Annotated in this window: 22 protein-coding genes; all 22 read left to right on the top strand. The window is 46.7% G+C overall.

The annotated features are described in order from the left end of the window. The first annotated feature begins 121 nt into the window (after positions 1-121). Complete coding sequence (locus tag T3H97_RS16980) at positions 122-1,081, top strand: ketopantoate reductase family protein (protein WP_328800346.1); 960 nt, start codon at positions 122-124, stop codon at positions 1,079-1,081. Between the two features lie 4 nt (positions 1,082-1,085). After that, positions 1,086-1,475, top strand: a complete 390-nt coding sequence (locus tag T3H97_RS16975) for a DUF3397 domain-containing protein (RefSeq protein WP_328800345.1) — start codon at positions 1,086-1,088, stop codon at positions 1,473-1,475. Between the two features lie 153 nt (positions 1,476-1,628). Next, positions 1,629-3,329 (top strand): peptide ABC transporter substrate-binding protein, encoded by a 1,701-nt coding sequence (locus tag T3H97_RS16970; RefSeq protein WP_103049636.1) that lies wholly within the window; start codon positions 1,629-1,631, stop codon positions 3,327-3,329. A gap of 197 nt (positions 3,330-3,526) precedes the next feature. Continuing rightward, on the top strand, positions 3,527-4,459 hold the full coding sequence (locus T3H97_RS16965) for an ABC transporter permease (protein WP_023989458.1): 933 nt from the start codon (positions 3,527-3,529) through the stop codon (positions 4,457-4,459). A gap of 4 nt (positions 4,460-4,463) precedes the next feature. Beyond that, positions 4,464-5,414 carry an ABC transporter permease gene (locus T3H97_RS16960; RefSeq protein ID WP_013311103.1) on the top strand — a complete coding sequence of 317 codons (951 nt, stop codon included), beginning with the start codon at positions 4,464-4,466 and terminating at the stop codon, positions 5,412-5,414. Positions 5,415-5,425: 11 nt separating this feature from the next. After that, positions 5,426-6,364: an ABC transporter ATP-binding protein gene (locus T3H97_RS16955; protein ID WP_013311102.1), complete on the top strand. Its 939-nt coding sequence runs from the start codon at positions 5,426-5,428 to the stop codon at positions 6,362-6,364. Positions 6,365-6,486: 122 nt separating this feature from the next. Then, a complete protein-coding gene (bshC, locus tag T3H97_RS16950) occupies positions 6,487-8,118 on the top strand; it encodes a bacillithiol biosynthesis cysteine-adding enzyme BshC (protein ID WP_328800344.1) in 1,632 nt (543 codons plus the stop codon). A 64-nt stretch (positions 8,119-8,182) separates the two neighbouring features. Then, positions 8,183-9,448 carry an adenosylhomocysteinase gene (locus T3H97_RS16945; protein WP_013311100.1) on the top strand — a complete coding sequence of 422 codons (1,266 nt, stop codon included), beginning with the start codon at positions 8,183-8,185 and terminating at the stop codon, positions 9,446-9,448. Between the two features lie 332 nt (positions 9,449-9,780). Next, the gene (mraZ, locus tag T3H97_RS16940) at positions 9,781-10,218 is read left to right on the top strand and encodes a division/cell wall cluster transcriptional repressor MraZ (protein WP_328802843.1); all 438 of its coding nucleotides are present in this window, start codon (positions 9,781-9,783) and stop codon (positions 10,216-10,218) included. A 17-nt stretch (positions 10,219-10,235) separates the two neighbouring features. After that, positions 10,236-11,186, top strand: a complete 951-nt coding sequence (gene rsmH, locus T3H97_RS16935; protein WP_061828520.1) for a 16S rRNA (cytosine(1402)-N(4))-methyltransferase RsmH — start codon at positions 10,236-10,238, stop codon at positions 11,184-11,186. 24 nt (positions 11,187-11,210) lie between these two features. Further along, entirely contained in the window at positions 11,211-11,591 is a 381-nt protein-coding gene (locus T3H97_RS16930) for a hypothetical protein (RefSeq protein ID WP_025721604.1), read from the top strand. 61 nt (positions 11,592-11,652) lie between these two features. Further along, positions 11,653-14,007, top strand: coding sequence for a penicillin-binding transpeptidase domain-containing protein (locus T3H97_RS16925; RefSeq protein ID WP_328800343.1), 2,355 nt, complete (start codon positions 11,653-11,655; stop codon positions 14,005-14,007). 81 nt (positions 14,008-14,088) lie between these two features. Next, positions 14,089-16,005 (top strand): stage V sporulation protein D, encoded by a 1,917-nt coding sequence (locus T3H97_RS16920; protein ID WP_328800342.1) that lies wholly within the window; start codon positions 14,089-14,091, stop codon positions 16,003-16,005. A gap of 55 nt (positions 16,006-16,060) precedes the next feature. Then, positions 16,061-17,548 (top strand): UDP-N-acetylmuramoyl-L-alanyl-D-glutamate--2,6-diaminopimelate ligase, encoded by a 1,488-nt coding sequence (locus T3H97_RS16915; protein ID WP_328800341.1) that lies wholly within the window; start codon positions 16,061-16,063, stop codon positions 17,546-17,548. Next, a complete protein-coding gene (locus T3H97_RS16910) occupies positions 17,548-18,951 on the top strand; it encodes a UDP-N-acetylmuramoyl-tripeptide--D-alanyl-D-alanine ligase (protein ID WP_328802842.1) in 1,404 nt (467 codons plus the stop codon). Before T3H97_RS16915 ends, T3H97_RS16910 begins: the two co-directional genes overlap by 1 nt. 22 nt (positions 18,952-18,973) lie before the next feature. After that, positions 18,974-19,942: a phospho-N-acetylmuramoyl-pentapeptide-transferase gene (gene mraY, locus T3H97_RS16905; protein WP_013311092.1), complete on the top strand. Its 969-nt coding sequence runs from the start codon at positions 18,974-18,976 to the stop codon at positions 19,940-19,942. Between the two features lie 4 nt (positions 19,943-19,946). After that, complete coding sequence (gene murD / locus T3H97_RS16900) at positions 19,947-21,368, top strand: UDP-N-acetylmuramoyl-L-alanine--D-glutamate ligase (RefSeq protein ID WP_328800340.1); 1,422 nt, start codon at positions 19,947-19,949, stop codon at positions 21,366-21,368. 49 nt (positions 21,369-21,417) lie between these two features. Further along, the gene (spoVE, locus tag T3H97_RS16895; RefSeq protein WP_061828513.1) at positions 21,418-22,515 is read left to right on the top strand and encodes a stage V sporulation protein E; all 1,098 of its coding nucleotides are present in this window, start codon (positions 21,418-21,420) and stop codon (positions 22,513-22,515) included. A gap of 6 nt (positions 22,516-22,521) precedes the next feature. Then, the gene (murG, locus tag T3H97_RS16890; RefSeq protein ID WP_328800339.1) at positions 22,522-23,631 is read left to right on the top strand and encodes an undecaprenyldiphospho-muramoylpentapeptide beta-N-acetylglucosaminyltransferase; all 1,110 of its coding nucleotides are present in this window, start codon (positions 22,522-22,524) and stop codon (positions 23,629-23,631) included. 146 nt (positions 23,632-23,777) lie between these two features. Continuing rightward, positions 23,778-24,683 carry a UDP-N-acetylmuramate dehydrogenase gene (gene murB / locus T3H97_RS16885; RefSeq protein ID WP_328800338.1) on the top strand — a complete coding sequence of 302 codons (906 nt, stop codon included), beginning with the start codon at positions 23,778-23,780 and terminating at the stop codon, positions 24,681-24,683. Further along, positions 24,673-25,983: a UDP-N-acetylglucosamine 1-carboxyvinyltransferase gene (gene murA, locus T3H97_RS16880; RefSeq protein WP_328800337.1), complete on the top strand. Its 1,311-nt coding sequence runs from the start codon at positions 24,673-24,675 to the stop codon at positions 25,981-25,983. Before murB ends, murA begins: the two co-directional genes overlap by 11 nt. A gap of 56 nt (positions 25,984-26,039) precedes the next feature. Continuing rightward, positions 26,040-26,804 (top strand): cell division protein FtsQ/DivIB, encoded by a 765-nt coding sequence (locus tag T3H97_RS16875; RefSeq protein WP_328800336.1) that lies wholly within the window; start codon positions 26,040-26,042, stop codon positions 26,802-26,804. The last annotated feature ends 82 nt before the right edge of the window (positions 26,805-26,886 follow it).

Below are 26,886 nucleotides of genomic sequence, written 5' to 3'. Positions count from 1 at the left end.
TTATTTCTGCAATATTGAAATAAAACGTCAACTAGCGCTTTGCTGTAGTTGGCGTTTTTTGTATTTCTTTAGAGTGCATATGATATAGTAGAAAAAAAGATGGAAGCGAGACGATACAAAGGTGATTGATATTATTGGAGCGGGTTCGCTGGGATTGTTGTTTGCCGGGAGGTTGTCTGCCTCAGGTACAAAAGTAAGGCTGTGGACGCGTACACTTGAGCAGGCACGCGTCATTGCTCGTGAAGGGATTACTGTGTTTGATAAAGAGGGACAGACGGCAGTACATGTGTCCGGGAATAAATTGAAGGTAGCGCCATTGGCAGATTGGCAACGGTTAAATTCACAGGCTCCGGCACGATGGATCATGCTTATGACCAAACAGGGGGCGATTGAGGAAGTATTAGAACAGATCCAGCCTGCAGCTCAAATGGATAAAGATACAGGAATTGTTTGCTTGCAGAATGGAATCGGCCATATAGAACGCATTAGAATGGCTTGGCCTAAAGCTGTGGTATACCCTGCTGTGACGACTGAAGGAGCCAAGAGGCAGGGAGTAGCATCTATTGTACATGCAGGATCGGGTGTTACTGAAATAGGATGTTCGGAGGAAGAGGAGGAGTCGAAGAACAATAATTTTAATCAATGTGTGCTAAATCGGCTGGTTGCAGCAGGATTTGACGCTTGCTTGTCGAAAGAAATCGAGAACGGTATGTATCGCAAGTTGTTGATCAATGCTGTGATCAATCCGCTGACGGCGTTATGGCGAGTTCGTAATGGCGAGCTGCTTTCGGACCCTATTCGAATACATATGATGCGCAGGCTGTACGATGAAGGCATTCAAGTGTATGAAGCTCATGGTATCCACTGGGAAAACGCATGGTGGGAACAAATTATAAATGTATGCTGGGCAACGGCAGAGAATCACTCGTCCATGCTAGCTGATGTACTTGCACAGTCCATGACGGAAGTTGCTTCGATTAACGGACAACTGGTGCAGATGGCAGATCGGGCTGGAGTTACTGCACCAACTCATGAGTTATTGTGGCAATTAATTGAAGGCATGCGGCTAAAAGAGGGGTGATCAGTTGAGTCTTATACAAGGTACTATTATCACTTTCAGTATTCTTCCCTTTTTTCCGTTTTTGATCGTGTTTGCGGTTTGTCGCTACATTCTTAAAATGGAAAAAAAGAAATCGTTACTTACTTCTATGGATATTACCACGTTTTTTCTGATATTTTCCGTCGCAGCACTTTTTAACGTCATTTTTACATCTCGTTTCGGTTTTTATTTGATTCTACTACTCTTATTACTGGCCTTGGGTTTAATTGGAGGAGCTCAAAATCGAATAAAAGGGAAGGTTGATGGTAAAAGATTATGTAGAGCGGTCTGGAGATTAACTTTTATGGCGATGACATTGGCGTATATTTTGTTGACTGTAGTTGGTATATTTAAGAATATATTCAACACGATGTGATATAAGGTGACATGAAAAGGTGAAAAAATATGAATTAATCATGTTTTTTTGAAAAAAAAGCTCAATTTGAAGAAATGTAATGTAGATTTTTTTGACCGCTGGTTGTATAATCTATAAACATATACCACTTTAGAACTAGGGGGAAAACGCTAGATGAAAAGGAAAAGCTTTTTAGTCCTTTTGACACTCATTCTTGCAGTTGGCGCACTGCTCGCAGGTTGCGGCGGCAAGAACGATACCAATGGTAAGGGCGCACAAGAAAACACCTCGACTACGCCGGCTGCGGCCGACAAGCAAATTTTGCGCATTAACCTTGCATCCGAGCCGCCAACGTTCGATCCGGCACAAGCTCAGGATAGTCAAACTAACACGGTTCTGAAAACTTTGTATGAAGGTCTCGTACGTATGGGTCCTGACGGCAAAGAAATCCCTGGCGTAGCTGAATCTTGGAAAATTTCCGATGACGGCAAAACCTATACGTTCAAGCTTCGTGATACTGCAAAATGGAGTAATGGCGACCCAGTCAAAGCAAGCGACTTCGTATTTGCTTGGCAACGGGTATTGGATCCTTCCACGGCTCCTGCACCTCCATATGCTTACCAATTGTACTATATCAAAAATGCTGAGGGTTACAACCTGAGCACTTCGAAATCTTTTAAAGGCACTAAAGTTACAGACTTTAAAGATGTAGGTGTTAAAGCTGTTGACGATCATACATTGCAAGTAGAGCTGGAGCACCCAACTCCTTACTTCTTGGGACTGACTTCTTTCTACACTTTCTATCCTGTAAATCCTTCTGTTAAAGGTAATGACAAGTGGGCTGTTAAGAAAGATAGCATGATCACTAACGGACCTTACACATTAACGACTTGGGACAGCGGTCAAAAGATCGAAGTAACCAAGAGTGAAAACTATTGGGGTAAAGACGAAATCAAGCTGAACAAAATTACGATGTCCCTTGTAAATAGCGGTGCAACAGAGCTGGCTTCTTATAGAAGTGGACAACTCGATTACGCAGGTATGCCAAACGGTGAAATTCCTACCGACCAAATTCCGGCTGTGAAAAAAGAATTGCCTAACGAATTTAAGGCAAAAGGGATTGCAAGTACGTACTACTATCTGTTTAATGTAACTGAAAAACCATTTAACAATGTTAAAATCCGTAAAGCGTTTGCGATGGCTATTCAACGCCAACCAATCGTTGAAAGAGTAACATTGGGCGGTCAAATTCCTGCATACGGCTTTGTACCTCCAGGTATCAAAGGAGTATCTCAAGAATTCCGTACTGAGAATAAAGATGATTACTTCAAAGAAGACTTCACTGAAGCGAAAAAATTGCTTCAAGAAGGTATGAAGGAAGAAGGCGTAACTACACTTCCTCCGGTAACATTGCTGTATAACTCCAGTGAGAGTCACCAAAAGATAGCTTTGGCAGTTGCTGATATGTGGAAGAAAAACCTTGGTGTGGACATCAAAACCCAAAACCAAGAGTGGGGCGTATTTATCCAAACACGTAATAAGCTGAATTTCCAAATTGCTCGTGGTGGATGGTCTGCTGACTATAATGATCCAATGACATTCCTGGATATGTGGACAACAGGCAATGGCAACAACAATGCAGGTTATGCTAACCCAGCATATGATGCTTTGATTGAAGCAGCTAAGAAAGAAACTGATCCAGCAAAACGCATGGAAGATTTTGCGAAAGCGGAGAAAATTCTGGTTCAAGATGATATGGTAATGCTTCCGATCTACTACTACTCAAATGTTTCTTTAACAAAACCGAATGTAAAAGACATTGGGCTTGACTTTAGTGGAGCAGTTGATTTCACAAGAGCGTATATTACACAGTAACTGAAGCTCGATTCTGAAGTTTGATAGTTACTTCGGGATATATATGTGGATAGAACCATATATATCCCGTTTTTTTTGTGTGTCATGGTCTTTTCCATCATCATGTAACCATGCAAATAAGTAGATTGGACAGTCCAATTCTATTTCGATAAAATCGAATGGTGTCGAAAAAAATTTATGGGGGGTGTAAACGGGCAATGACGCGTTATTTGATCAGTAAATTTTTCTACATGCTGCTATCTTTGTTCATTCTGATCTCTGCGACGTTTTTTCTCATGAAAGCAATTCCGGGTAACCCCTTCATGAGTGAAAAAGCGACTTCTCCTGAGATTCAAGCCCGGTTAATGGAGCAATATGGGCTGGATAAGCCTGTATATGTCCAATATTTTAAATACTTAGGTGATATTGCTTCAGGTGATTTTGGTATTTCTATGAAAAAGCTGAATCAAAGTGTAACTGACATTATCGGACAAACGTTTACGGTTTCCCTCAAACTGGGTTTTGTTGCCATAATCGTGTCGATAATTGTCGGTCTCTTGCTAGGTATGCTAGCAGCTTTATATCATCGTAGGCTAATAGATAACGTTGCAATGGTATTAGCTATCATGGGGATTGCGGTTCCCAGCTTCGTTCTGGCATCGTTGATTCAATTTTTCTTCGCTCAACAGTTAGGTTGGTTTAATGTTATGGGCTTTGACGGTCCGATGGACTACGTTCTGCCTGTTGCAGCTCTATCAGCTTCTCCTATTGCGTTTATCGCTCGATTAACGCGTTCTAGCATGCTGGAAGTGCTTCATGCGGATTACATTAAGACTGCCAAGGCTAAAGGCTTGAAATCCATTACTATTATGTTCAAACACGTTGTGCGTAATGCTATTCTGCCGGTTGTTACCTATGTGGGACCAATGACGGCCAATATTATTACGGGTTCAGTTGTTATTGAACGTATCTTCGGGATTGGCGGTATTGGTAAGGTATTCGTAGATAGTATTACAACCCGCGATTATACCATGATTATGGGAGTTACTATTTTTTACGGTATTTTGCTGATGGTGGCGCGTTTTATTACAGATATTGCATATGGATTTATTGATCCGCGGATTAAGCTTACTGGCGGGAAGGAGGGGTAACTTTATGTCTGTTAAAGATAATGCTGTGAACTTGGATAAGCTTCAGGTGAAACCGGAAGATTTCCAGAAGGTCGGGGCGGATGAAAAGCAGTCTGAAGTTATTCAGCGCGAAAGCTTATCCGCTTGGCGAGATGCTTGGGAGCGACTTCGTAAAAACAAACTGGCTATGACAAGCTTGAGTGTTTTGGTTCTCATTGTGCTTGCTTCAATCGTTGGTCCGATGCTGTCCCCATACGATGACCGCACGAATGATTTGTTGAGCACCAATCTTCCTCCTTCGGCGGAACATTGGTTCGGAACAGATGATCTGGGGCGTGATATGTTTGTACGTACTTGGATGGGCGCTCGGATTTCCTTGATTATTGGTTTGGCTGCTGCAATGATTGACTTGATGATTGGAGTTATTTATGGTGGGATTATGGGTTACTTTGGTGGCCGCGTTGATGAAATCATGAATAAATTTTCTGAAATCTTGTACTCCATTCCTTACTTGCTTGTTACGATCCTGTTGCTGGTGGTACTGGAGCCAAGTATTACTACAATTATTATTGCGCTCTGTGTAACCGGGTGGATTAACATGTCGTGGATTGTACGTGGTGAGATGTTACAACTTAAAAACCGAGAATTCGTACTCGCTTCCCGTTCAATGGGTGCAGGTGCTGGTCGTTTGCTGTTCCGTCACTTGTTGCCCAATGCGGTAGGACCGATCATTGTCACACTGACTTTGACAGTTCCAAGTGCTATTTTCTCTGAGGCATTCTTGAGCTTCCTTGGATTAGGGGTACAGGCTCCTCAGGCGTCGCTGGGTTCAATGATTGAATCAGCTCTGACTGGGTGGATGTATTACCCGTGGCGGATGCTTTTCCCAGCAGGTTTGATCAGTTTGATTATGCTTGCGTTCAACCTTTTTGGCGACGGCTTGCGTGATGCGCTTGATCCGAAGTTGAAGAAATAGGAGGTGAGATCATGGTGAGTAGCAACAATTTAATTGAGGTTGAAGGTCTTAAAAAGTATTTTAATGTTGGCAAAAACCGTGTGCTCAAAGCGGTGGACAACCTGAATTTCTATATTCGCGAGGGTGAAACGCTGGGTATGGTTGGCGAATCCGGCTGTGGTAAGTCTACAGCGGGTCGTACGATTTTGCGCTTGTATGAACCTACAGCAGGTAGCGTACGTTTTAACGGTACGGATATTTACAAATTATCACCAAGTAAAATGAAAGCAATGCGCCGTGATATGCAGATGATCTTTCAAGATCCGTATGCATCATTGAACCCGCGTTTTACCGTTTCTGATATTATTGGTGAGGCACTGGATATTCACAATATGGCGGGTAGCCGTGCAGAACGTAAGAAACGGATTGAAGAGTTACTTGATCTGGTTGGTTTGAACCCTGACCATGCAACACGCTATCCGCATGAGTTTTCTGGTGGTCAACGTCAACGGATCGGTATTGCACGTGCACTGGCTGTTAATCCTAAATTCATCATTTGTGATGAGCCGATTTCAGCGCTTGACGTATCTATTCAGGCTCAGGTTGTCAACCTGTTAAAAGAGCTTCAAGAACGTTTGGGTCTGACATACCTGTTCATTGCGCATGATCTGTCGATGGTCAAGCACATCAGTGATCGGGTAGCTGTAATGTATATGGGTAGAATGGTTGAGCTTGCAGAAAGTGCTGAGTTGTATGCAAATCCGATCCATCCTTATACGAAAATGCTTTTGTCGGCGATCCCACTTCCTGATCCAGAAGTAGAAGCAAACAAAAAACGGATTATTATGCCAGGCGACCAAGCAGGCCCGATTCATGATGCATCTGGCAGTAAGACAGGGGCGTATAACTTGGAAAATGCCACGCTCATCGAAGTGTCTAAAGGACATTTTGTAGCTGAGCCTTACGCCTGATCTTGTTTTATGCACCAACCGCCGAGTTATTCGGCGGTTTTTTTTGTAGGAAGCTTTGACGTGGACATAGGCTTTCGGTACAATCAAGCAGTAAGGTTTTGGTGGAGACAGGAGGCAGACCCATGAAAATAATTCCGGAAACGCTTCGCGGAGGGTCGGCTTTGGCAGAAGATTATATACAGGGTACAGGACGCGCAAGCGACTTGTATGAATATAATGTGCTGCACGCCGATGCTTATGCCCAACGGGCGAAGTGGCTGGATAAGACGGGGCATCTACGATTAAACCGTAAGGATGTCGTAGCATGTCTTCGTATATACAATGAGAAATACAATTCGTATGAGGCGGTTCGTGCTTCAATGGACCGTCTGGAAAGTCCAGATGCCTTAGTAGTAGCTGGCGGGCAGCAAAGTGGACTGTTCACAGGTCCGATGCTGGTCATTTACAAAGCCGCTACCCTCATTAAGGCGGCGAAAGAAGCAGAGGAACGGCTTGGACGTCCGGTTATTCCCGTCTTCTGGATTGCTGGCGAAGATCATGACTGGGACGAGGTCAATCATACATACGTAATGGCAAATGACCCACAAGCCGTCAAAATCAAGCTGAATAAGCAACCTGAACGCCGTTCTTCGGTTAGTGCCATTAAAGTTGACGCTTTTGAATGGAAGCAAGCGATAGCGGATATAGAGCAAAGCTTGCCAGATTCAGAACATAAGGCTGATATAATGCGCATGATTGAGAACGGGATAACGGATTCATATGGACTGAGTGAAGCCTTTGCCAAGTTGCTGGGCCTTTTGTTCGGCACCTATGGATTAGTACTCTTGGATTCAGCAGATCCTTCGCTACGCAAGCTGGAAGCATCCGTTTTTAAGCGGCTGGTTCAGCACAATGATGAGTTGGAGCAGGCTTATCGGACGACTGCCGCGCGGATCGTAGATTATGGCTATCATTTACAAGCCGATGTACATGAAGGTGGCGCGAATCTCTTTTATATCCATGAAGATGAACGCTTGCTGCTTTTCAAAAAAGCAGGACTATTCACGGATCGACACGGTCTGGTGGCGTTTACTATGGATGAACTGCTTGAAGAGATAGATAGACATCCCGAACGTTTTAGTAACAATGTGCTAACTCGTCCTATAATGCAGGATTCACTGTTTCCGGTGCTGGCATCTGTGCTGGGTTTAGGGGAAATTGCTTACTGGGCGATTACACGGGATGCTTTCGGGGTGTTGAAGATGCAGATGCCGATACTGCTGCCACGAATGTCTTTTACGTTGGTAGAGCCAGGTGTGGAGAAGCATATGCTTAAGTATGAATTAAGTTTTGGTCAAGTTAGAGACGGACTTGAGGAACGGAAAAAGCAATGGATCGCCACTCAAGATCAGCTTGGAATGCAGGATCAGTTTTCCGGGGCTAAGGAAGCTTTTGTCCGCATGTACGAACCGCTTGTGCAGCAGACAGGTTTGATTGAAAAAGGTTTGTTACGGCTCGGAGAAACCAACCGCGACAAGATTCTGTCACAGATCGCCTATCTTGAGGCAAAAGTTCAGGAAGCGTTGCTTCGACAAAATGAAACAGCACTTCGCCAGTGGGATCGTATTGAATGGTCGATTTTTCCATTTGGACAGCCGCAGGAGCGGGCGTATACGATCTATCATTTTCTAAACCGTCATGGTCTCAGCCTGATTGATATGATTATGAATGTACCATTGGATCTGATGGGTACGCATCGTGTTATCTATGTATGATTAATTATTTTATATAGGATTTATCATGGAGCAAATTTAACCAATATGAAGGAGGAAACAAAGTATGACTTCCCATTCTCTACAAAATAGCATAGTTCACGATCTTAAATTGGCCCCTGAAGGTCATTTGAAAATTGATTGGGTAGAAGCCCATATGCCGGTATTGAACCGTATACGTCAACAATTTGAGCAAGAGCAGCCTTTTGCTGGTCTGAAGGTAACCATCTGTCTACATCTGGAGGCCAAAACGGCTTACCTGGCTAAAGTGGTACAAGCAGGTGGAGCGCAGGTAACTATTACGGGTAGTAATCCATTGTCCACACAAGATGATGTTTGCGCCGCATTAGTTGAAGATGGGGTTACGGTATTAGCTAAATACAATCCGGACCCAGAAGAATTCAAAAATTTGCAAATCAAGGCACTGGAAACAAAGCCGGATCTCATTATAGATGATGGTGGTGACTTGGTTACTCTGTTGCAATCCGAACGGCCTGATCTGATTTCTACGATCCGTGGGGGAGCAGAGGAGACAACTACTGGCATTATTCGTTTGAAGGCATTGGAAAAAGAAGGGCAACTTCACTTTCCGATGGTGGCTGTTAATGATGCTTACTGCAAATATTTGTTTGATAACCGCTATGGTACAGGACAGTCAGCTTTCGACGGCATTATTCGTACGACTAATCTGGTTGTAGCCGGAAGTACAGTGGTTGTGGTAGGTTATGGCTGGTGTGGCAAAGGGGTTGCAATGCGGGCGAAAGGGCTGGGAGCCAACGTTGTTGTAACCGAAGTTGATCCGATCAAGGCAGTAGAAGCTCATATGGATGGTTTCCATGTCTTGCCGATGGTAGAGGCTGCTAAACTGGGTGACTTCTTTATTACAGTAACTGGAAATAAGGCTGTAATTACAGGAGAACACTTTGATGTGATGAAGGATGGAGCTGTGCTGTGTAACGCAGGGCATTTTGATGTGGAGGTTAGTAAGCCTGAGCTTGCTAAACGTTCCGAATCCATTCGTACGGTGCGTCGCAATATCGAGGAATATCGCTTTAAAGATGGACGTAAAATGTATTTGCTGGCAGAAGGACGCCTCGTGAATCTGGCTGCTGCTGATGGACATCCTGCGGAAATTATGGATACAACATTTGCGCTTCAGGCGCTTGGCTTGAAATATGTGAATGATCGTTACAATGAGCTAGGCAAAGCCGTTATTAATGTACCTTATGAAATTGATGAGCAAGTAGCTCGATTCAAGCTTGATAGTCTGGGAATTCAAATTGACACGTTAACTGAAGACCAAAAGATCTATTTGGACAGCTGGAACGCGTAATCGGAATTTTTTATCACGATTTTCGCTGCAAAAGTGTCGCGTTTTTAATGCAAGTATTTGTTTAGGTTAACATAATGGACAGAGAGTAAGCCCTTTATTCCGTGTTGTTTCGAAACCTGATGCATATTGTCGGGGGCCGGCTTCATGGGATAAGGGGCTTTTTTGCATCTTGTGACGCAGGGCTACAATAACAGACATAATGGTATGGATCCGGCTTTTATCACTTTTTGGTAATGAAAAAGAGGTCTTTGATTTTTTAAAGCGAATCTATTATGCTTAGGTGGTGGAAAGTGGGCCAAAGTGGGAGAATGGGGTAAGGGGTGACGAAACCAATGTTTATGGGGGAGTTCCAACATAGCATTGATGAGAAGGGTCGGCTTACTGTACCGGCTAAGTTTCGTGAACTTCTCGGTGCCTCGTTCGTGGTTACCCGCGGGCTGGACCAATGCCTCTTCGTGTATCCTATGGATGAGTGGGCTGTCATGGAGAAAAAACTTAAAGCACTGCCTCTGATGAAGGCCGATGCGCGGGCGTTTACCCGTTTTTTTTTCTCGGGGGCGACTGAATGCGAATTGGACAAACAGGGCAGGGTAAATTTACCGGGGAATTTGTGCGAATACGCCAAGCTCACTAAAGAGTGCGTCGTATTGGGAGTGTCCACCCGTGTAGAGATTTGGAGCAAGCACACTTGGGAGCAATATTTCAACCAATCAGAAGATGCATTTAACGACATTGCTGAGAAATTGGTTGATTTCAACTTTGAATTGTAATTTAGGAGGTCAGCCGTTTGTTTCACCACATTACCGTACTCAAAGAAGAAGCAACACAGGCACTAAACATCAGGCAGGACGGGATTTATGTGGACTGCACGTTGGGAGGGGCAGGACACAGTTCCGTCATTGCATCACAGCTTGGCCCTGAGGGAAGGCTCATTGCCTTTGATCAGGACGACTGGGCATTGAACAATGCGCGAGAGAAGCTGTCAGCCTATGAAGGCAAGATTTCATTAGTGAAATCCAACTTCCGCCACTTGCAGGACAAGCTGACCGAATTGGGATTGCCCGAGAAAGACGGCGTCCCGCAGGTCCAGGGTATTTTGTTCGATCTGGGTGTGTCCTCGCCCCAGTTCGATGAGGGGGAACGAGGATTTAGCTACAATCATGATGCGCCGCTTGATATGCGGATGGATCAGAGTAGCTCGCTTACGGCTTACGAAATTGTAAATGAATGGTCGGAAGCAGAGATTGCGCGTATTTTGTTTCATTACGGAGAAGAGAAGTTTTCACGGCGGATCGCAAAGATCATGATTGAACGTCGATTGAACAAGCCTATTCACACAACAGGGGAACTTGTCGATATTATCAAAGAAGGAATTCCGGCTGCAGCACGCAGAACCGGGGGACATCCGGCTAAACGCAGTTTCCAGGCTTTGCGGATTGCTGTGAATGATGAGTTGGGTGCACTGGAAGATACTTTGCATCAGGCAGTAAGATGTCTGGCTCCAGGAGGCAGAATTTCGGTCATTACATTCCATTCTCTGGAGGATCGGATATGCAAGCATATTTTCAAGGAGTATTTGGCGAAAAGCATCTATCCGTCTGATTTGCCTATTTTGGAGGACAAAATGGAAGGCGATCTGAAGCTGGTGAATCGTAAACCGATTGTGGCGTCAGAGCAGGAACTGGAGCTTAATCCACGGTCCCGGTCAGCTAAGCTGAGAGTTGCCGAGAAATTGTAAATTTAATGGAGAAGGAGAGGCGACATGGCTTATACACGCGGTAATTTGGCTGTAAAAGAAAGAGCCCGTCAGGAACAGGTTCAGCAACAACGGTATCGTGAGACTACCAAAGTCGTTACACGCCGCAGAGAGCTGCCGATTCGAGAAAAGCTGCTGTATCTATTGACACTTGTAGCGTGCATTGTCATTGCTGGTATGTTGATTAGCAGGTACGCTCACATTTATCAAATCAATTATTCGATTAATACGGCAAGCAAGGACATTTCCAAATTACAGACCAATATCGCCCAACTGAAGATTCAAAAGGAGCGTCTGGAAAATCAGATCGTGCCGACTGCAAAGCAACAGGGATATATCGAACCAACAAGAGAGCCCATTCGTGTCGAAAAGCAGGCTGCCAAATAGTTAAGGGCATAGCATCAAGCTATGCTCTGACGTACATTTTTTTTGCAGAGAGGTTTGAGCTATGGTCAAAAGAATAAAGCTTCGCACACTGCTAATAGGGGGATGTATTACCCTCTTTTTTCTTGTTCTGCTACTTAAGGTATTTTGGATTCAAGTTGTGAGCGGAGAGTACTGGCATAACCTGGTAGTTAAACAAGTAGAAAGAGATCAGGTGATTCAGCCCAAGCGTGGAACCATTACGGACCGTAAAGGAAACGTATTGGCTACGGATGCACCGGCTTTTACGGTAGTTGTCAATCCTAGCATCATTCAGGAGTATGATTTGGAGAATGAGGTTGTAGCTAAGCTGCACCAGTTACTCAAAACGCCTGAGGATGAGCTGAGAGGACATCTTTCTGCAAAGGATAAAAAGGGGAACTACTTAAAAAATCGCGAGATACGTAATGGGGGCTGGAAGGTAGATCCTGAGGTCAAGGCACAGGTGGATACGTTCAAAGAGTATTTGAAGGATAAGTATGAAGTGATTGGAGCTGTGGACACCGTTCAAGAATCCAAACGCTATTATCCGGAAAATAAGCTGGCTTCCCATGTTCTTGGCTATCAAAGAAAAGATGGCACAGCAGGTATGGGGTTGGAAGCTTATTATAATAAAGAACTCTCGGGCACGGCTGGAAAGCTACTGTATCAGCGGGACCGGAAGGGAGTTCCTCTTCAAGGATCGGAAAGTGTTTATGAGCCGGCACGAAATGGTAAAAATTTAAAGCTGACGATTGACGATACGATTCAGTATTATATAGAGGATGCCATGCAGGAAGCTATTGCAAAATACAATCCGAAAACGATGACTGTAGTAGCTGCCGATCCCCAGACGATGGATGTTCTTGGTATGGCGACTTACCCGAATTTTAATCCCAATACATATGGGAGTACACCCTTGGAAAATTTCCGTAATAACGCTACTCAATCTATCTACGAGCCTGGCTCCACGTTTAAGATTGTAACCTTGGCAGCTGCGGTTCAAGAAAAGGTGTTCAATCCAAATGAATCTTACCAATCTGGTATGATTCGGGTCGGAGGCTGGGATATTCGTGATGTAAGCCGCAACTGGGGAACGTTAACCTATCTTCAGGGAGTCAAGCGCTCAAGTAACGTTGGTTTCGTCCATCTGGGACTGGATAAGTTGGGTGGCGAGAGACTGAAGAAATATATTAATAACTTTGGATTCGGCGTGAAAACGGGCATTGATCTCCCGAGTGAGTCTACCGGAGCTATTACATTCCATACCCAGTACAAATCGGAGGTCGCAACGGCTTCATATGGACACGGACGTGTTCAGGTGACGCCAATCCAGCAGGTAGCTGCCATCTCGGCAATTGCTAACGGGGGGAAGCTGATGCAGCCTCATCTGGTGAAGGAAATCATCAACCCAGATACAGGCGAAGTTCAGACCATCCAACCGAAGGAAGTGCGCCAAGTGATTACTCGGGAATCGGCAGTTCAGACAAGCAGCTATCTGGAGCAGGTCGTATCTGACCAAGAAATTGGTACGGGACGCCTTGCTTATATTGACGGATATCGTGTAGCTGGTAAAACAGGTACAGCGACGAAGGTCGTCGGAAAAGTATATGACCATTCGAAGGATGTCGTGTCCTTTATAGGTTTTGCACCGGTAAATGATCCGAAAATAGCTGTTTTGGTTGTTATGGACGAACCTAACAAATCAGTAGGCGGCGGTACAGCAGCAGCGCCTGTATTTAAAAAAATCGTATCCCAATCGTTGCAATATATGGGGGTTCCAAAAACGGGAACTAAAACGAATAAATCAGGTACCGCTGTTGTAAAAACAGTGAATTTGCCAACGGTACCAACATTAACTGGTCAGGTGAAGAAGGATGCACAAAATGCATTGCTCAAACAGGGAATTGCCTATGAAACGGTAGGCAAAGGCTCCAAAATTGTTCGCCAGTATCCTGAAGCAGGCGTCAAAATGAAACCCGGACAACGCATTTACTTGCTGACTGAGGATAGTGCCAACATGACTATTCCTGATTTTACAGGTGTTTCGTTGCGTGACACACTTCAAGTTCTGACCCTTATGAAGGTTGGTGTGCAGGTAAGCGGCGAAGGTTATGTTGTCTCTCAAAAGGCGCAAATGGTAAATGGAAAGCGGATCGTCAGCGTGACGCTTCAGCCGGCCAAAGAAACGGTGACCGGAGTGAAACCGGAGGAAACACAGGACTCGACCAATAGAGTTGCAGCTAACCAGACCGGCAGCGCAACAAAAACGGAGGTCGATACTAAAACCGATTCCGGTACTACTGCTGATGCTGGAACAGACTCGGGAGCTCCTAAGGGAGGAATATCTGCTGTTGCAGATGAGGAAAGTGCTGCTGCGATTAAAGGTGAGGATAACTGATAGCTTGTTCTAATGTTCGTTCTTTTGAATATTCATGAGGTAAGACATGTCATGAGTATTTGAGGAACGGAGGGAGCGCGTTTGAAAAAATCTAACGTGACCATGCGGCGAAGGCTGGTATGGGGGCTAATGGGATTATTTGTACTGTTTGCGGCCTTGTCAGTCCGGCTCGCCTATGTTCAATTGGGTAAAGGAGGCGAGCTCTCGGCCAAGGCTGAGGACTCGTGGCGCCGCAATATTCCATTTGCCGCCAAGCGTGGCGAAATTTTGGATCGACAGGGTACGGCGCTAACCTACAATGTCAGTTCGCCCACAGTCATGGCGATACCAGTACAAATTAAGAAGCCGGAAGAAACGGCACGCAGGCTGGCGCCCTTGCTGGATATGAGTGAGGATAAAGTGCTCAAGCTGATTACCAAACGAACAGCAAGCCAAAAACTTCAGCCCGGCGGACGAAAAATTACGATGGAGAAAGCGCAGCAAATTCGTGATTTGAAGCTGCCGGGTATCGTTGTTGCTGAAGACAACAAACGTTATTATCCTTATGGTGATCTAGCGGCTCATATTCTTGGGTTTACAGGAATTGATAATCAAGGACTGACAGGCGTAGAGAAGCAGCAAAACAGTAAGCTTCGGGGAATCGACGGAAGCATTGCGTATTTATCAGATGCAGGTGGTCGTCTAATGCCTGGTTCTTCTGAAAAATATATTGAACCGAAGGATGGACTGAATTTACAATTAACCATTGATAAGTCTGTGCAGTCCATTATGGAACGGGAGCTTGACCAAGCCATGGTCAAATTTCAGGCGAAGTCCGCGTTGTCTATTGCTATGAACCCTAAGACGGGTGAAATATTAGGCATGGCTGGACGACCAAGCTATGAGCCAGCACTATATAAGCAATATGCACCTGAAATCTATAATCGAAATCTGCCTATCTGGATGACATATGAACCTGGGTCTACTTTCAAAATCATTACACTGGCGGCTGCCTTGGAAGAAAAGAAGGTCAATCTCAAAAATGACCGTTTTTTTGATCCGGGATATATTGAAGTCGGTGGAGCACGCTTGCGTTGCTGGAAGAAAGGCGGACATGGAAGCCAAACTTTCCTTCAAGTGGTGGAGAATTCTTGCAACCCCGGTTTTGTAACATTAGGGCAGCGATTAGGTAAAGAAACACTGTTCAAATACATTCGCAATTTTGGCTTCGGCAGCAAAACGGGGATCGACATGATTGGTGAGGGCAACGGCATTTTGTTCAAGCTTCCTCAGGTCGGTCCTGTAGAGCTGGCGACAACCGCTTTTGGTCAAGGGGTGTCTGTCACTCCGATCCAGCAGGTTACGGCTGTATCAGCGGCTATCAATGGCGGAAATCTTTATAAGCCTCACATTACAAAAGGTTGGGTTCAGCCGGGAACCGGAAAAGTGCTGGAAAAAGTAGAACCAGAACTGGTACGTAGGGTTATTTCAGAGGAAACCTCCCGACAGGTAAGGGAAGCGCTGGAAAGCGTCGTTGCTAAAGGCACAGGTCGTCCTGCTTTCATTGAAGGCTACCGGGTGGGAGGTAAAACGGGGACAGCACAAAAGGTGATTAACGGGCGTTATTCTTCCTCGGAGCATATTGTATCCTTTATTGGTTTTGCACCGGCGGATGATCCGCAAATCGTCGTCTATACCGCTGTCGATAACCCAAAGGGCATTCAATTCGGCGGGGTGGTTGCTGCGCCAATCGTGCAAAATATTTTAAAGGACGCGCTGATTGCCTTGAAAATACCGCCTCGCACCAATCAAATTGCTAAAGAGTATAAGTATGGAGAAAATCCGATCGAAACGGTACCTGATCTGGTAGGTGCTACTGCAGCTGATTTGTACGAAGATATGAATATGAACTTTATGCTCGTGAAATCTGGGTCAGGCAAGACGGTCGTGAGTCAGGCGCCGAAGCCGGGCTCCAGATTGGAGCGGGGATCAACGATCCGTATTTACATGGGGGATTGATAGGTTCATTTTATACCATACTATGAATAACGAGAGAGCAATGGAGGAATGAAAGATGCAGCTTCAACAATTGGCTTCACTGCTGGCCGTCTCCCGTGTGGTGGGTGACGGTACAGTGGATTGCCGAGGAATCGGGGCGGATTCACGTCGAGTGCAACAGGGAGATTTATTTCTGTGTTTGCCAGGTTTTACAGTGGACGGACATGACTATGCTGAGCAGGCAATTGCGTCAGGGGCGGCAGCTTTGGTCGTTGAACGGGAACTGGATGTACCTGTTCCGCAGCTTGTAGTTAAGGATGCACGACATGCCATGGCGGTTTTGGCGGATTATATGTTTGATTCACCGAGCCGACGCATGCGCATGATCGGCATAACCGGAACCAACGGTAAAACAACGATAACTTATCTGATTGAAAAGATCATGAAGGATGCCGGGGTGAACACCGGACTGATAGGTACGATTCAAATGCGTTACGGAGGTCAGTCTTACCCAATGTCTGGCACTACGCCTGAAGCGGTGGAACTGCAACGTTATCTCGGAAATATGGCAGAGCAGGGGGTTCAATGCTGTGTCATGGAAGTATCTTCACATGCGTTGGAGCAGGGCCGCGTCAAAGGAACTGATTTTCGCACCGCTATATTTACAAACCTGACGCAGGACCACCTGGACTACCACAACACAATGGAGGAGTACCGTGCTGCAAAAGGACTTTTGTTCTCTAGATTGGGAAATGCTTTCTCGCGGGATGCATCAGATAGCAAATATGCTGTTCTGAATGCAGACGATCCGGCTTCTTCCTATTTGCAGGCTCAAACTGCGGCCCAAGTGATTACATACGGCGTGGAAAAGGAGTCTGATGTGCAGGCATCTCGTATCACTATAGGTTCCAAGGGAACCTCCTTCCATGTGTCTACTTTTAAAGGAGATACCGATATTGAGCTTCGAATGGTGGGCAAGTTCAATGTGTACAACGCACTGGCGGCCATTACAGCTGCTTTGCTGGAAGGAATCTTGCTGGCGGATATCAAGCAGAGTCTAGAGTCTATCGCAGGCGTAGATGGGCGGGTAGAGCCTGTAGATGCGGGTCAGCCCTTTGCTGTTATTGTAGATTATGCCCATACACCGGATGGATTGGAAAATGTCCTTCGCACCGTAAAGGAATTTGCGGTCGGTAAAGTATGGTGTGTATTTGGATGCGGCGGTGACCGGGATCGTACGAAACGTCCGTTGATGGGGAAAATTGCTGCGCGTTACAGCGATCATTCGTTTATTACTTCCGACAATCCGCGAACAGAGGACCCGAAAGTGATTTTGAAAGACATCGAACAAGGGCTGATTGACGAAGGTGTACCCGCAGAACGATACGAATTGATCGTGGATCGTAGAACTGCAATTCATAAAGCTGTTGAAATGGCAAGCCCTGACGATGTAGTATTGATTGCGGGAAAAGGTCATGAGACTTACCAGTTGATCGGAAAAACGGTGCATGAATTCGATGACCGCATCGTAGCCAAAGAAGCGATAAGGGGTTTATCCAAGTGATGAAAAGAACAATCGGTCAGATTGCATCTATGTGTGGAGGAAGACTTCACGGAGAAGCAGACGCCGAACAGATGGTCGAAGGCGTTTTTACAGATTCTCGCAGGCCGCAGAGCCAAGGGTTGTTTGTTCCACTCGTGGGCGAGCGGTTTGATGGGCATAATTATGTGCAGCAGATCGTAAGCGAGGCAGGTGCAGCTGCATTTTTATGGCAAAAGGATCATGGAGCACCTCCGGCTGAGAACGCTATTGAGGTAGAGGATACGTTAGAAGCCCTTCAGCATCTAGCAGCTGCATATTTACGCGAAACCGGCGTTTCTGTCGTTGGGATCACGGGAAGCAACGGCAAGACGACGACGAAAGACATCGTAAACGCTTTGCTGGGCACGACTTTTAAAGTACACAAAACCGAAGGAAATTATAACAATCATATCGGTTTGCCTTTAACGGTACTGTCCATGCCGCAGGATACAGATATTCTCATTCTGGAGATGGGCATGAGTGGACGTGGAGAGATTCGCCTGCTGGCTAATATTGCCCAACCAGATGTAGCTATCATAACCAACATAGGCGAATCGCACTTACTGCAGCTTGGTTCTCGTGCGGAAATCGCTCGTGCAAAGTTGGAAATCACAAGTGGCCTTAAGCCGGGTGGTTTGCTGATCTACAACGGGGATGAACCACTGCTTTCACAAGTGTTGGCGGAGTCTGAAACGGTCAAGCCTGAAGGTTTAAAATTGTTTACGTTCGGGCTAGCTACAGGCAACGATGACTATCCAACTGAAATCACTTCGGATGGAGAAGGCAGCTTATTCATAACAGCCCAATCTGGCAAAGAGGCTTTCAGGCTTCCCTTGCTTGGACAGCACAATGTTGTAAATGGTTTGGCAGCACTGGCGGTAGCGCGTCATTTCAATGTCGATGCAGACCATATACGTAAAGGGTTGTCGTCTTTAAAACTGACGGGCATGCGCATTGAGGTCGTGAGCTGTCCTAATGGACTTACCGTGCTAAACGACGCTTATAATGCCAGCCCGGCTTCAATGAAGGCTGCAATACAGACGTTGTCTGCGTATAAAACGGACGGACGTAAAGTCGCCGTGCTTGGTGACATGCTGGAGCTGGGACCTGAGGAAAAGCAATTCCATGAGGAAATTGGAATTTTCGCGGCAAAGCACGACGTAGAGGTACTGTTTACCTACGGTGCGTTAGGCACTTCGATTGCGCAGGGTGCGCAAGGGTTGATGCCAACTGCTAACGTGCACGCTTATACAGATAAGCAAGAGCTGATCCAGCATTTGCAGGTTCATCTCCACCCCAATGATATTGTGCTGGTTAAGGCATCCAGAGGGATGCGACTAGAAGAAATTGTGGATGCGCTGAAAAACGGTCCGCTACAGAACTGATGTTGACGAGAGGGAGACTCCCATGGATATTCAATTATTACTGCTGACGATCGTCGTATCGTTTATACTGGCGGTTATTGCCGCTCCACTGCTCATTCCGCTGCTGCGGCGAATGAAATTCGGCCAGCAGGTCCGGGATGACGGGCCACAAAGCCATCTTAAAAAGATAGGTACGCCTACAATGGGCGGTATCGTGATTCTGGTGGCTTTTACGCTGACCTTTCTTAAGTTTTCAGCTATCAAAAATACGGACTTTTACGTTCTGCTGGTTGCTACGCTCGGTTTTGGGCTGATCGGCTTTTTGGACGACTATATCAAAATTGTATTCAAACGCTCGTTAGGTCTGACGGCGCGTCAAAAGCTGTTTGGGCAATTATTGTTTGGCGCGATCATGTGCTGGCTTCTGCTTAGCAATGATCATAGTACTGCGATCGGCATCCCTGGAACGTCATGGTCATTTGATTGGGGCGGCTGGTTTTATTATCCGTTCATCATTATCATGATGCTGGCGATTAGCAATGCTGTCAATTTCACGGATGGGCTGGACGGGCTGCTGTCCGGTACAAGTGCCATTGCCTTTGCTGCTTATGCCATTGTCGCGATTCAGGCAACCTCGCTTCCGGCTGCTGTATGCTCAGCGGCCATGATTGGCGCTGTACTCGGATTTCTTGTATATAATGCTCATCCTGCCAAGGTGTTTATGGGTGACACAGGCTCGCTGGGAATCGGTGGCGCCATAGGTGCCATTGCCATCGTTACGAAAAGCGAAATTTTGTTCCTCATTATCGGTGGTGTATTTGTAATTGAAATGCTGTCCGTAGTCTTGCAAGTAGCTTCCTTTAAAACACGTGGCAAGCGTATTTTCAAAATGAGCCCGATTCATCATCATTTCGAGCTGTCCGGCTGGTCCGAATGGCGCGTAGTTATTACATTCTGGGCTGTAGGACTGCTGTTGGCAGGACTCGGACTTTATCTCAACAAGGGGTTGTAGACAAATGAACCATCCAGACGCATACAGAGATCAGGAAGTCGTCATAATCGGTCTGGCTAAAAGCGGCGTGCAAGTTGCCAAGGTGCTGCACCAGGCCGGAGCCAAGCTGACAGTCAATGATAAAAAGGATAGGGAACAATGTCCCGAAGCTTCTGAATTAGAGGCTTTGGGAATTTCCGTTTTATGCGGGGGTCACCCAGAGGGGCTAATTCATCCTGGAGTGAAGCTGGTTGTCAAAAATCCAGGGATTCCTTATACGGCCCCTCCCGTACGGAAAGCTGTCGAGCTCGGCATTGAGGTCGTGACCGAGGTTGAGGTCGCCTACCATCTATGTAAAGCTCCGATCATCGGAATTACTGGCTCCAACGGAAAGACGACCACGACCACTTGGGTAGGCAAGCTGTTGGAGGCATCCGGCATGAATCCAATCGTGGCTGGTAATATCGGTACGCCCGTATGTGAGGCGGCTGTGGATGCCAAGTCGGACGAGTGGATGGTTGTGGAGCTGAGCAGCTTTCAGTTAAAAGGAACAAAAGATTTCAAGCCCACTGTGGCCTGCCTGCTCAATGTAGCTGAGACCCATTTGGACTACCACGGAGGCATGGAGGACTATGTTGCATCCAAGGCGCGTCTATTTGCCAATCAAACGGCGGCGGATACTGCGGTGGTGAACTGGGATGACCCCGTCTGCCGGGAGCTCGTACCCTATATAAAAGCGAAGCTGCTTCCGTTCTCTATGACAGAACGTTTGCAGGAAGGGTTGTTCGCTGACCCGCCATACATACCGGATGTGACGGACGATATTGAACGTAGCATCGTATACCGCGATGGAAATGGTGTGCTGCATCCCATTATAGGCGTAGCTGAGATTGGACTTCCGGGTCGTTTTAACGTAGAAAATGCTCTTGCTGCTTGCGCAATCGCCATTGCTGCAGGCGCAGAACCAGCAAATTTGGCGGAACCATTAAGTACTTTTCGCGGCGTAGAACATCGGCTTGAATTTGTTCTAGAACACGCTGGTGTAGCTTATTACAATAATTCCAAAGCAACCAATTCGAAAGCAACAATGATGGCTTTATCTTCCTTTAAGCAACCCATTGTACTCATTGCCGGAGGATTGGATCGCGGCTCTGATTATACAGAGCTCGTACCTTCCTTACAGGAAGGTGTGAAAGCCGTTGTGCTCTTGGGTGAGACACGGCATAAGCTGGCTCAGCGGGCCCAGCAGGCCGGAATAGAGCATGTAAAGGTCGTCGATAATGGGGAGGATGCCGCCGCTACGCTCGTGGAGGCTGTGAACAAGGCTGCTGAATTTGCTGAGACGGGAGATGTAGTATTACTCTCACCCGCCTGTGCAAGCTGGGATATGTTCCGATCCTATGAAGAGCGTGGACGTATTTTTAAAGAGGCGGCGCATAAATTGTAAGTAGGGGGGTTGGATAAGCCCCTACTTTTATGCAAGGGGTGGCCTCCTGATGAAGCAATCTCGTCCAGCGCCGGATCTATGGCTTTTCGTTTGTATTGTAAGCTTATTAGCCATCGGCATGGTTATGGTATACAGTGCGGGCGCCGTCCTCGCTTTTCACGAGTACGGGGACTCCTACTATTTTGTAAAGCGGCAATTGCTGTTTGCAGGGCTCGGCCTTGTAGCGATGTACTTTACTGCCAGAACGGACTATCGAATCTGGCAGAAATATGCCAAGGTCGTGTTGTTGATCTGTCTAGCGCTGCTGGTTGCCGTATTAATTCCCGGCATTGGTGTAGTAAGAGGCGGGGCACGAAGCTGGCTCGGTATTAGCTCTTTCGGCATTCAGCCTTCCGAGTTTATGAAGCTGGGTATGATTCTTTTTCTCGCTCGTTGGCTTAGTCGTCCTGACTATGATATTAGCTCTTTTACGCGCGGCCTGTTGCCCCCGCTTGGACTCATGGGACTGGCTTTTGGGCTTATTATGCTTCAGCCCGATTTGGGTACAGGTACGGTAATGATGGGAGCGTCCATGCTCATCGTATTTACGGCAGGCGCGCGTATGAAGCATCTCGGTCTGCTGGCTCTGTCGGGAGCAGCAGGATTTGCTGCACTGATTGCAGCTGCGCCTTATCGACTCCAGCGCATCACCGCTTTTCTGGACCCTTGGTCCGATCCGCTTGGCGCAGGCTATCAAATTATTCAATCGCTATATGCGATTGGTCCTGGCGGGTTGGCGGGCTTGGGACTCGGCATGAGTCGACAAAAATATAGCTACGTTCCTGAGCCGCAAACTGATTTTATTTTTTCCATTTTGGCGGAGGAGCTTGGCTTTATCGGTGGAATGACGGTGCTGGGGCTCTTTTTGGTTCTCGTGTGGAGAGGAATGCGTGTCGCTATAACCATTCCCGATACCTATGGTAGCTTGCTTGCGGTGGGTATTGTCGCAATGGTCGCCGTACAGGTCGTCATTAATATCGGTGTCGTTATCGGCTTAATGCCGGTAACAGGAATAACACTGCCCTTAATCAGCTATGGAGGTTCTTCTCTGACCTTAATGCTAACTGCTCTGGGCATTTTACTAAATTTATCACGTTATGCGAGGTGAACGTTTATGCGCGTCGTGTTGAGCGGCGGCGGCACCGGAGGGCATATTTATCCGGCGCTGGCCGTAGCCAGACAGTGCGAAGAGATTGATCCGGACGCTGAATTTTTATACATTGGCGGTCAACGAGGACTCGAAAGCAAGTTGGTTCCTCAGGAGAAAATTCCATTTGAGGCTATTGATATCACAGGATTTCGCCGCAGCTTGTCTGTGGAAAATATAAAAACGATCATGCGCTTTTTCAAAGGGGTTCGCAGATCCAAAGCATTATTAAAGAAATTTAAGCCAGATGTGGTTATTGGCACTGGGGGATATGTGTGCGGCCCCGTCGTTTATGCAGCTTCCAAGTTGGGAATCCCCAGCATCATTCATGAGCAAAATGCAATTCCAGGGCTGACTAATACATTTCTCAGTCGCTATGTGGATACAGTAGCTGTTAGCTTTGAAGGCTCAGAAGGAGCTTTTCCCAAAGCTAAAAATGTACTGTATACCGGGAATCCGCGTGCTACAACAGTTCGTTTGGCTAACCGGGATCGGGGATTTGCTACTATTGGGGTTCCGATGAACAGCTCGGTCGTTCTTGTGGTCGGTGGTAGCAAGGGAGCCAAGGCCATTAATGATGCCATGATTGCAATGGCTCCGCAACTTTCGCAACTGAAAGACGTCCATTTTGTATATGTAACCGGTGAATCTTATTATGAGCAGACGCTGGATAGCATACGGAACCAGATCGGCTCATTGCCCAATCATCTACATGTGCTTCCCTATATCCACAATATGCCAGAGGTGCTGGCTTGTACCTCTTTAATTGTTAATCGCGCAGGTGCGTCCTTCTTGGCAGAGATCACATCGCTCGGCATTCCGTCCATTCTGATCCCATCACCTAATGTGACGAATAACCATCAGGAGGCTAATGCTCGTACACTTGAAAAGGCAGGCGCATCCGTCATGATTGTAGAAAAGGAACTGAGTGGCCCGGCCCTGTTTCAATCTATAGCGGAAATTATGAAGGATGAGGCACGGCGAAGTCGCATGGGAGAGTCGGCGTCTGCGCTCGGCAAGCCTGACTCAGCAGATATTTTAGTAAAAGAAATGGAACGTCTTGCCCATAAAAGGTAGTCTGCAGCGCAGAATTGGGCGGTTGTCACACACCGGATGGTATTTACATAGGATACCCTATAGATTGTGACCATCACTCAGGCTGCCGGTTGTCAGGTGAGAGCCTTATAACCATGCGGGGCAAGCAACAAGGAGGTTTCAGTACAATGCAGCAATGGATGCCATTATTAGCGGAGCATGATATCGGAAAAGTGCTGGAGCATGAGCCGCTGTCCAAATATACGACATGGAAGATTGGAGGCCCTGCGGATGCACTTGTCATCCCGGATACCAAAGAGCAGCTGGCAAGAGTTTTGAAGCTGGCCAACGAGCACGGAATTCCCTGGATGCAGTTGGGGCGGGGCTCCAACATGCTCGTCTCTGATAAAGGGATACGGGGACTTGTGATCAAGCTGGGGCCAGGATTTGATTATGTTCATTTTGAAGATGAACAGATCGTTGCTGGAGGAGGCGTTTCACTGGTCAAACTGTGCGTTATGGCCAGCAAGCAGGGACTGTCTGGCCTTGAATTTGCTGGTGGTATCCCAGGATCAGTCGGTGGGGCTGTCTACATGAACGCCGGTGCCCATGGGTCTGATGTGTCACAAATATTCCAGTCCGCTGAGATTGTGCTGGATACAGGGGAATTGGCTGTGTACGATGCTGACAATATGCATTTCAGCTATCGTCACTCCGTGTTGCATGAGCAACGTGGAATGGTGACAGAGGCAGTGTTTCGGATGAAGCGGGGTGATCGCGAGCAAATTTCAGCAGCGCTTGCGGCTTTTAAAGACCGCCGCCGGCTGACCCAGCCGTTACAGTTAGCTTGTGCAGGAAGCGTGTTCCGTAATCCTCCAGGAGACTATGCTGCTCGTCTTATTGAGAGCGCAGGTCTCAAGGGCTTGAAGGCGGGAGGCGCTGAGGTATCTGTACAGCATGCCAATTTCATTGTAAATACCGGTCAAGCGACAGCAGAGGACGTGCTTACCCTAATGAAGCATATTCAAAGTACAATATCATCTCAAACCGGCATCAAGCTAGTTCCGGAGGTTTTCGTAGTGGGTGAGCGGTAAACTCGGAGGTGATACATTGGACAAATTGGTGATTGAGGGAGGCCGTCCCCTGTCAGGCACCATACGTATCCATGGGGCAAAAAATGCGGCACTACCTATTCTTGCAGCGAGCTTACTAGCACAAGGTAAGGTAGAAATTCGGAATGTGCCCCATCTTTTAGACATTAAGGTCATGCTGCACATCCTTGAAAGACTCGGCTGTACATGCCGACATGAAGAGGAAACGGTATACGTGGATACGTCGTCCGTCCGAACGTTCCAAATTCCGGAAGATTTGATGAAGCAAATGCGCTCATCTATCTTTCTGATGGGACCGCTGCTCGCCAGATATGGAGAAGTTTCCATTTACCAGCCCGGAGGCTGCGCCATAGGCGAGCGCAAAATTGATCTTCACCTAGAGGGCTTAAAAGCTCTTGGCGCAGAGATAGAGGAAAAAGACGAGCAAATTATGTTTCGAGCCCACAAGCTAATCGGCTCGGACATCCACATGGATTTCCCGAGTGTAGGTGCAACGGAAAATATTATGATGGCCGCTGCGTTGGCTGAAGGACGAACAACAATCACCAATGCAGCGAGGGAACCGGAGATTCAGGATCTACAAAACTTCTTGAATGCCATGGGAGCCCGCATTATCGGTGCTGGAACCGACACGATTACAATCACGGGGGTCAGTCGCCTCAATCCGTGTACGTATGAGGTCATTCCTGATCGCATTGTAGCTGGAACGGTTATGATCGCAGCTGCAGCTACACGAGGAAGTGTGTCGCTGACTCACTGCAATCCATCCCACTTGTCTGCTCTGATTCACGTCCTCAGGCGGGCTGGTGTTCAAATCGGCATCTTGAATGATATAATGACCGTAAGTTGTATGAGTCGTCCCAAAGCAGTGGAGAGGATCGTTACCTCCCCTTACCCGTCTTTTCCGACGGATTTGCAATCTCAGGTCATGGTTTTGCTTTCTTTGGCGGACGGATTTAGTGTCATGAAAGAGACCGTCTTCGAAAGCCGATTCAAACATGTGGATGAACTAAATGTAATGGGTGCTGATATTACGGTTGATGCAAATGCTGCTTTTATAAGAGGAGTTTCTCGTCTGTACGGGGCTACGGTAGAGGCTACCGATCTGCGGGCAGGGGCTGCGCTGGTCATAGCGGGTCTAGCGGCTCAAGGACGTACCATTGTCGAGCAGGTTCATCATATTGACAGAGGGTATGACCGGATCGAACGTCTTTTCCAGGGACTGGGTGCCCGAATGAGCCGTCAGTCTCCGGTGCCGGAGCACCTGGATTTCGTAAATTAATGCCTGTAATGTCCCTCCGTTAACGGGGGGACAAAAGGCTTTTGTGGAGAGAAGCTATGCCAAATGCTCAAATACCTGTTCTTAAAAAGAACAGAACGAAAAAAAGAACAAGCCGGAAGATTGCTATTCTTCTCATTTTGTTGTTTATCGTACTGCTCGCTGTTCTCTTTTTCCGTTCTTCATTGAGTCGGGTTTCTGAAATTCGTTTTGATGGTAATGTATTTTCGACCCGAGATCAGCTTCTTAATCGAAGCGGTCTGGCTGTTGGAGATCAGTATTTCGGAGTCAGTTCATCCGACATCTCTGTGAAACTGCGGGAAATTCAATCGATACAGCAAGTCACAGTGGACAAGCAGTTTCCGGGTATTATTGCTATTCACATTAAAGAGTTTGCTACGGTTGCTTACGAGTTGCAGAGTGACGGGAGCCTTCGTGCTATTCTAGCCAATGGGACAAGCGTGAGCGTGGGGAGTAGCGGAATAGCTGTTGAGAAGCCTATTTTGACCAAATGGAAATCTGATGATCCGTACAAAGCGAAGCTGTGTGAAGCGTTATCGCGCATTCCGGGGGAATGGACAGCCGATATTTCGGAAATCATTCCCGCACCGATTCCTTCTTTTCCGGATCGCATCAAAATGTACACACGTTCCCAGTTTGAGGTTATTACAACTGTTTCTCTACTGAATTCTAAAATCAGTTATTTGAACCAGGTGTTAGAAACAGAAGATCCAGGTTTGATCACCATGTTGGAGGCGGATTCCTACGTTCCGTTCAAACCGGATACGAGTGAAGAGGGCCAAGAAAAAGATACTACTCAGTGATGTGAAAAAATGCTAGAATTGATTTTATGGGTAATAGACTTGCCTCCTTCTTTTTTCTTCAAATTTTTATGTGACTGCAACC

Origin of the sequence: Paenibacillus sp. LX16 (genome assembly GCF_036252815.1) — a bacterium.
Lineage (GTDB): Bacteria > Bacillota > Bacilli > Paenibacillales > Paenibacillaceae > Paenibacillus > Paenibacillus polymyxa_B.
This window is presented reverse-complemented; position numbering and strand designations above follow the sequence as displayed.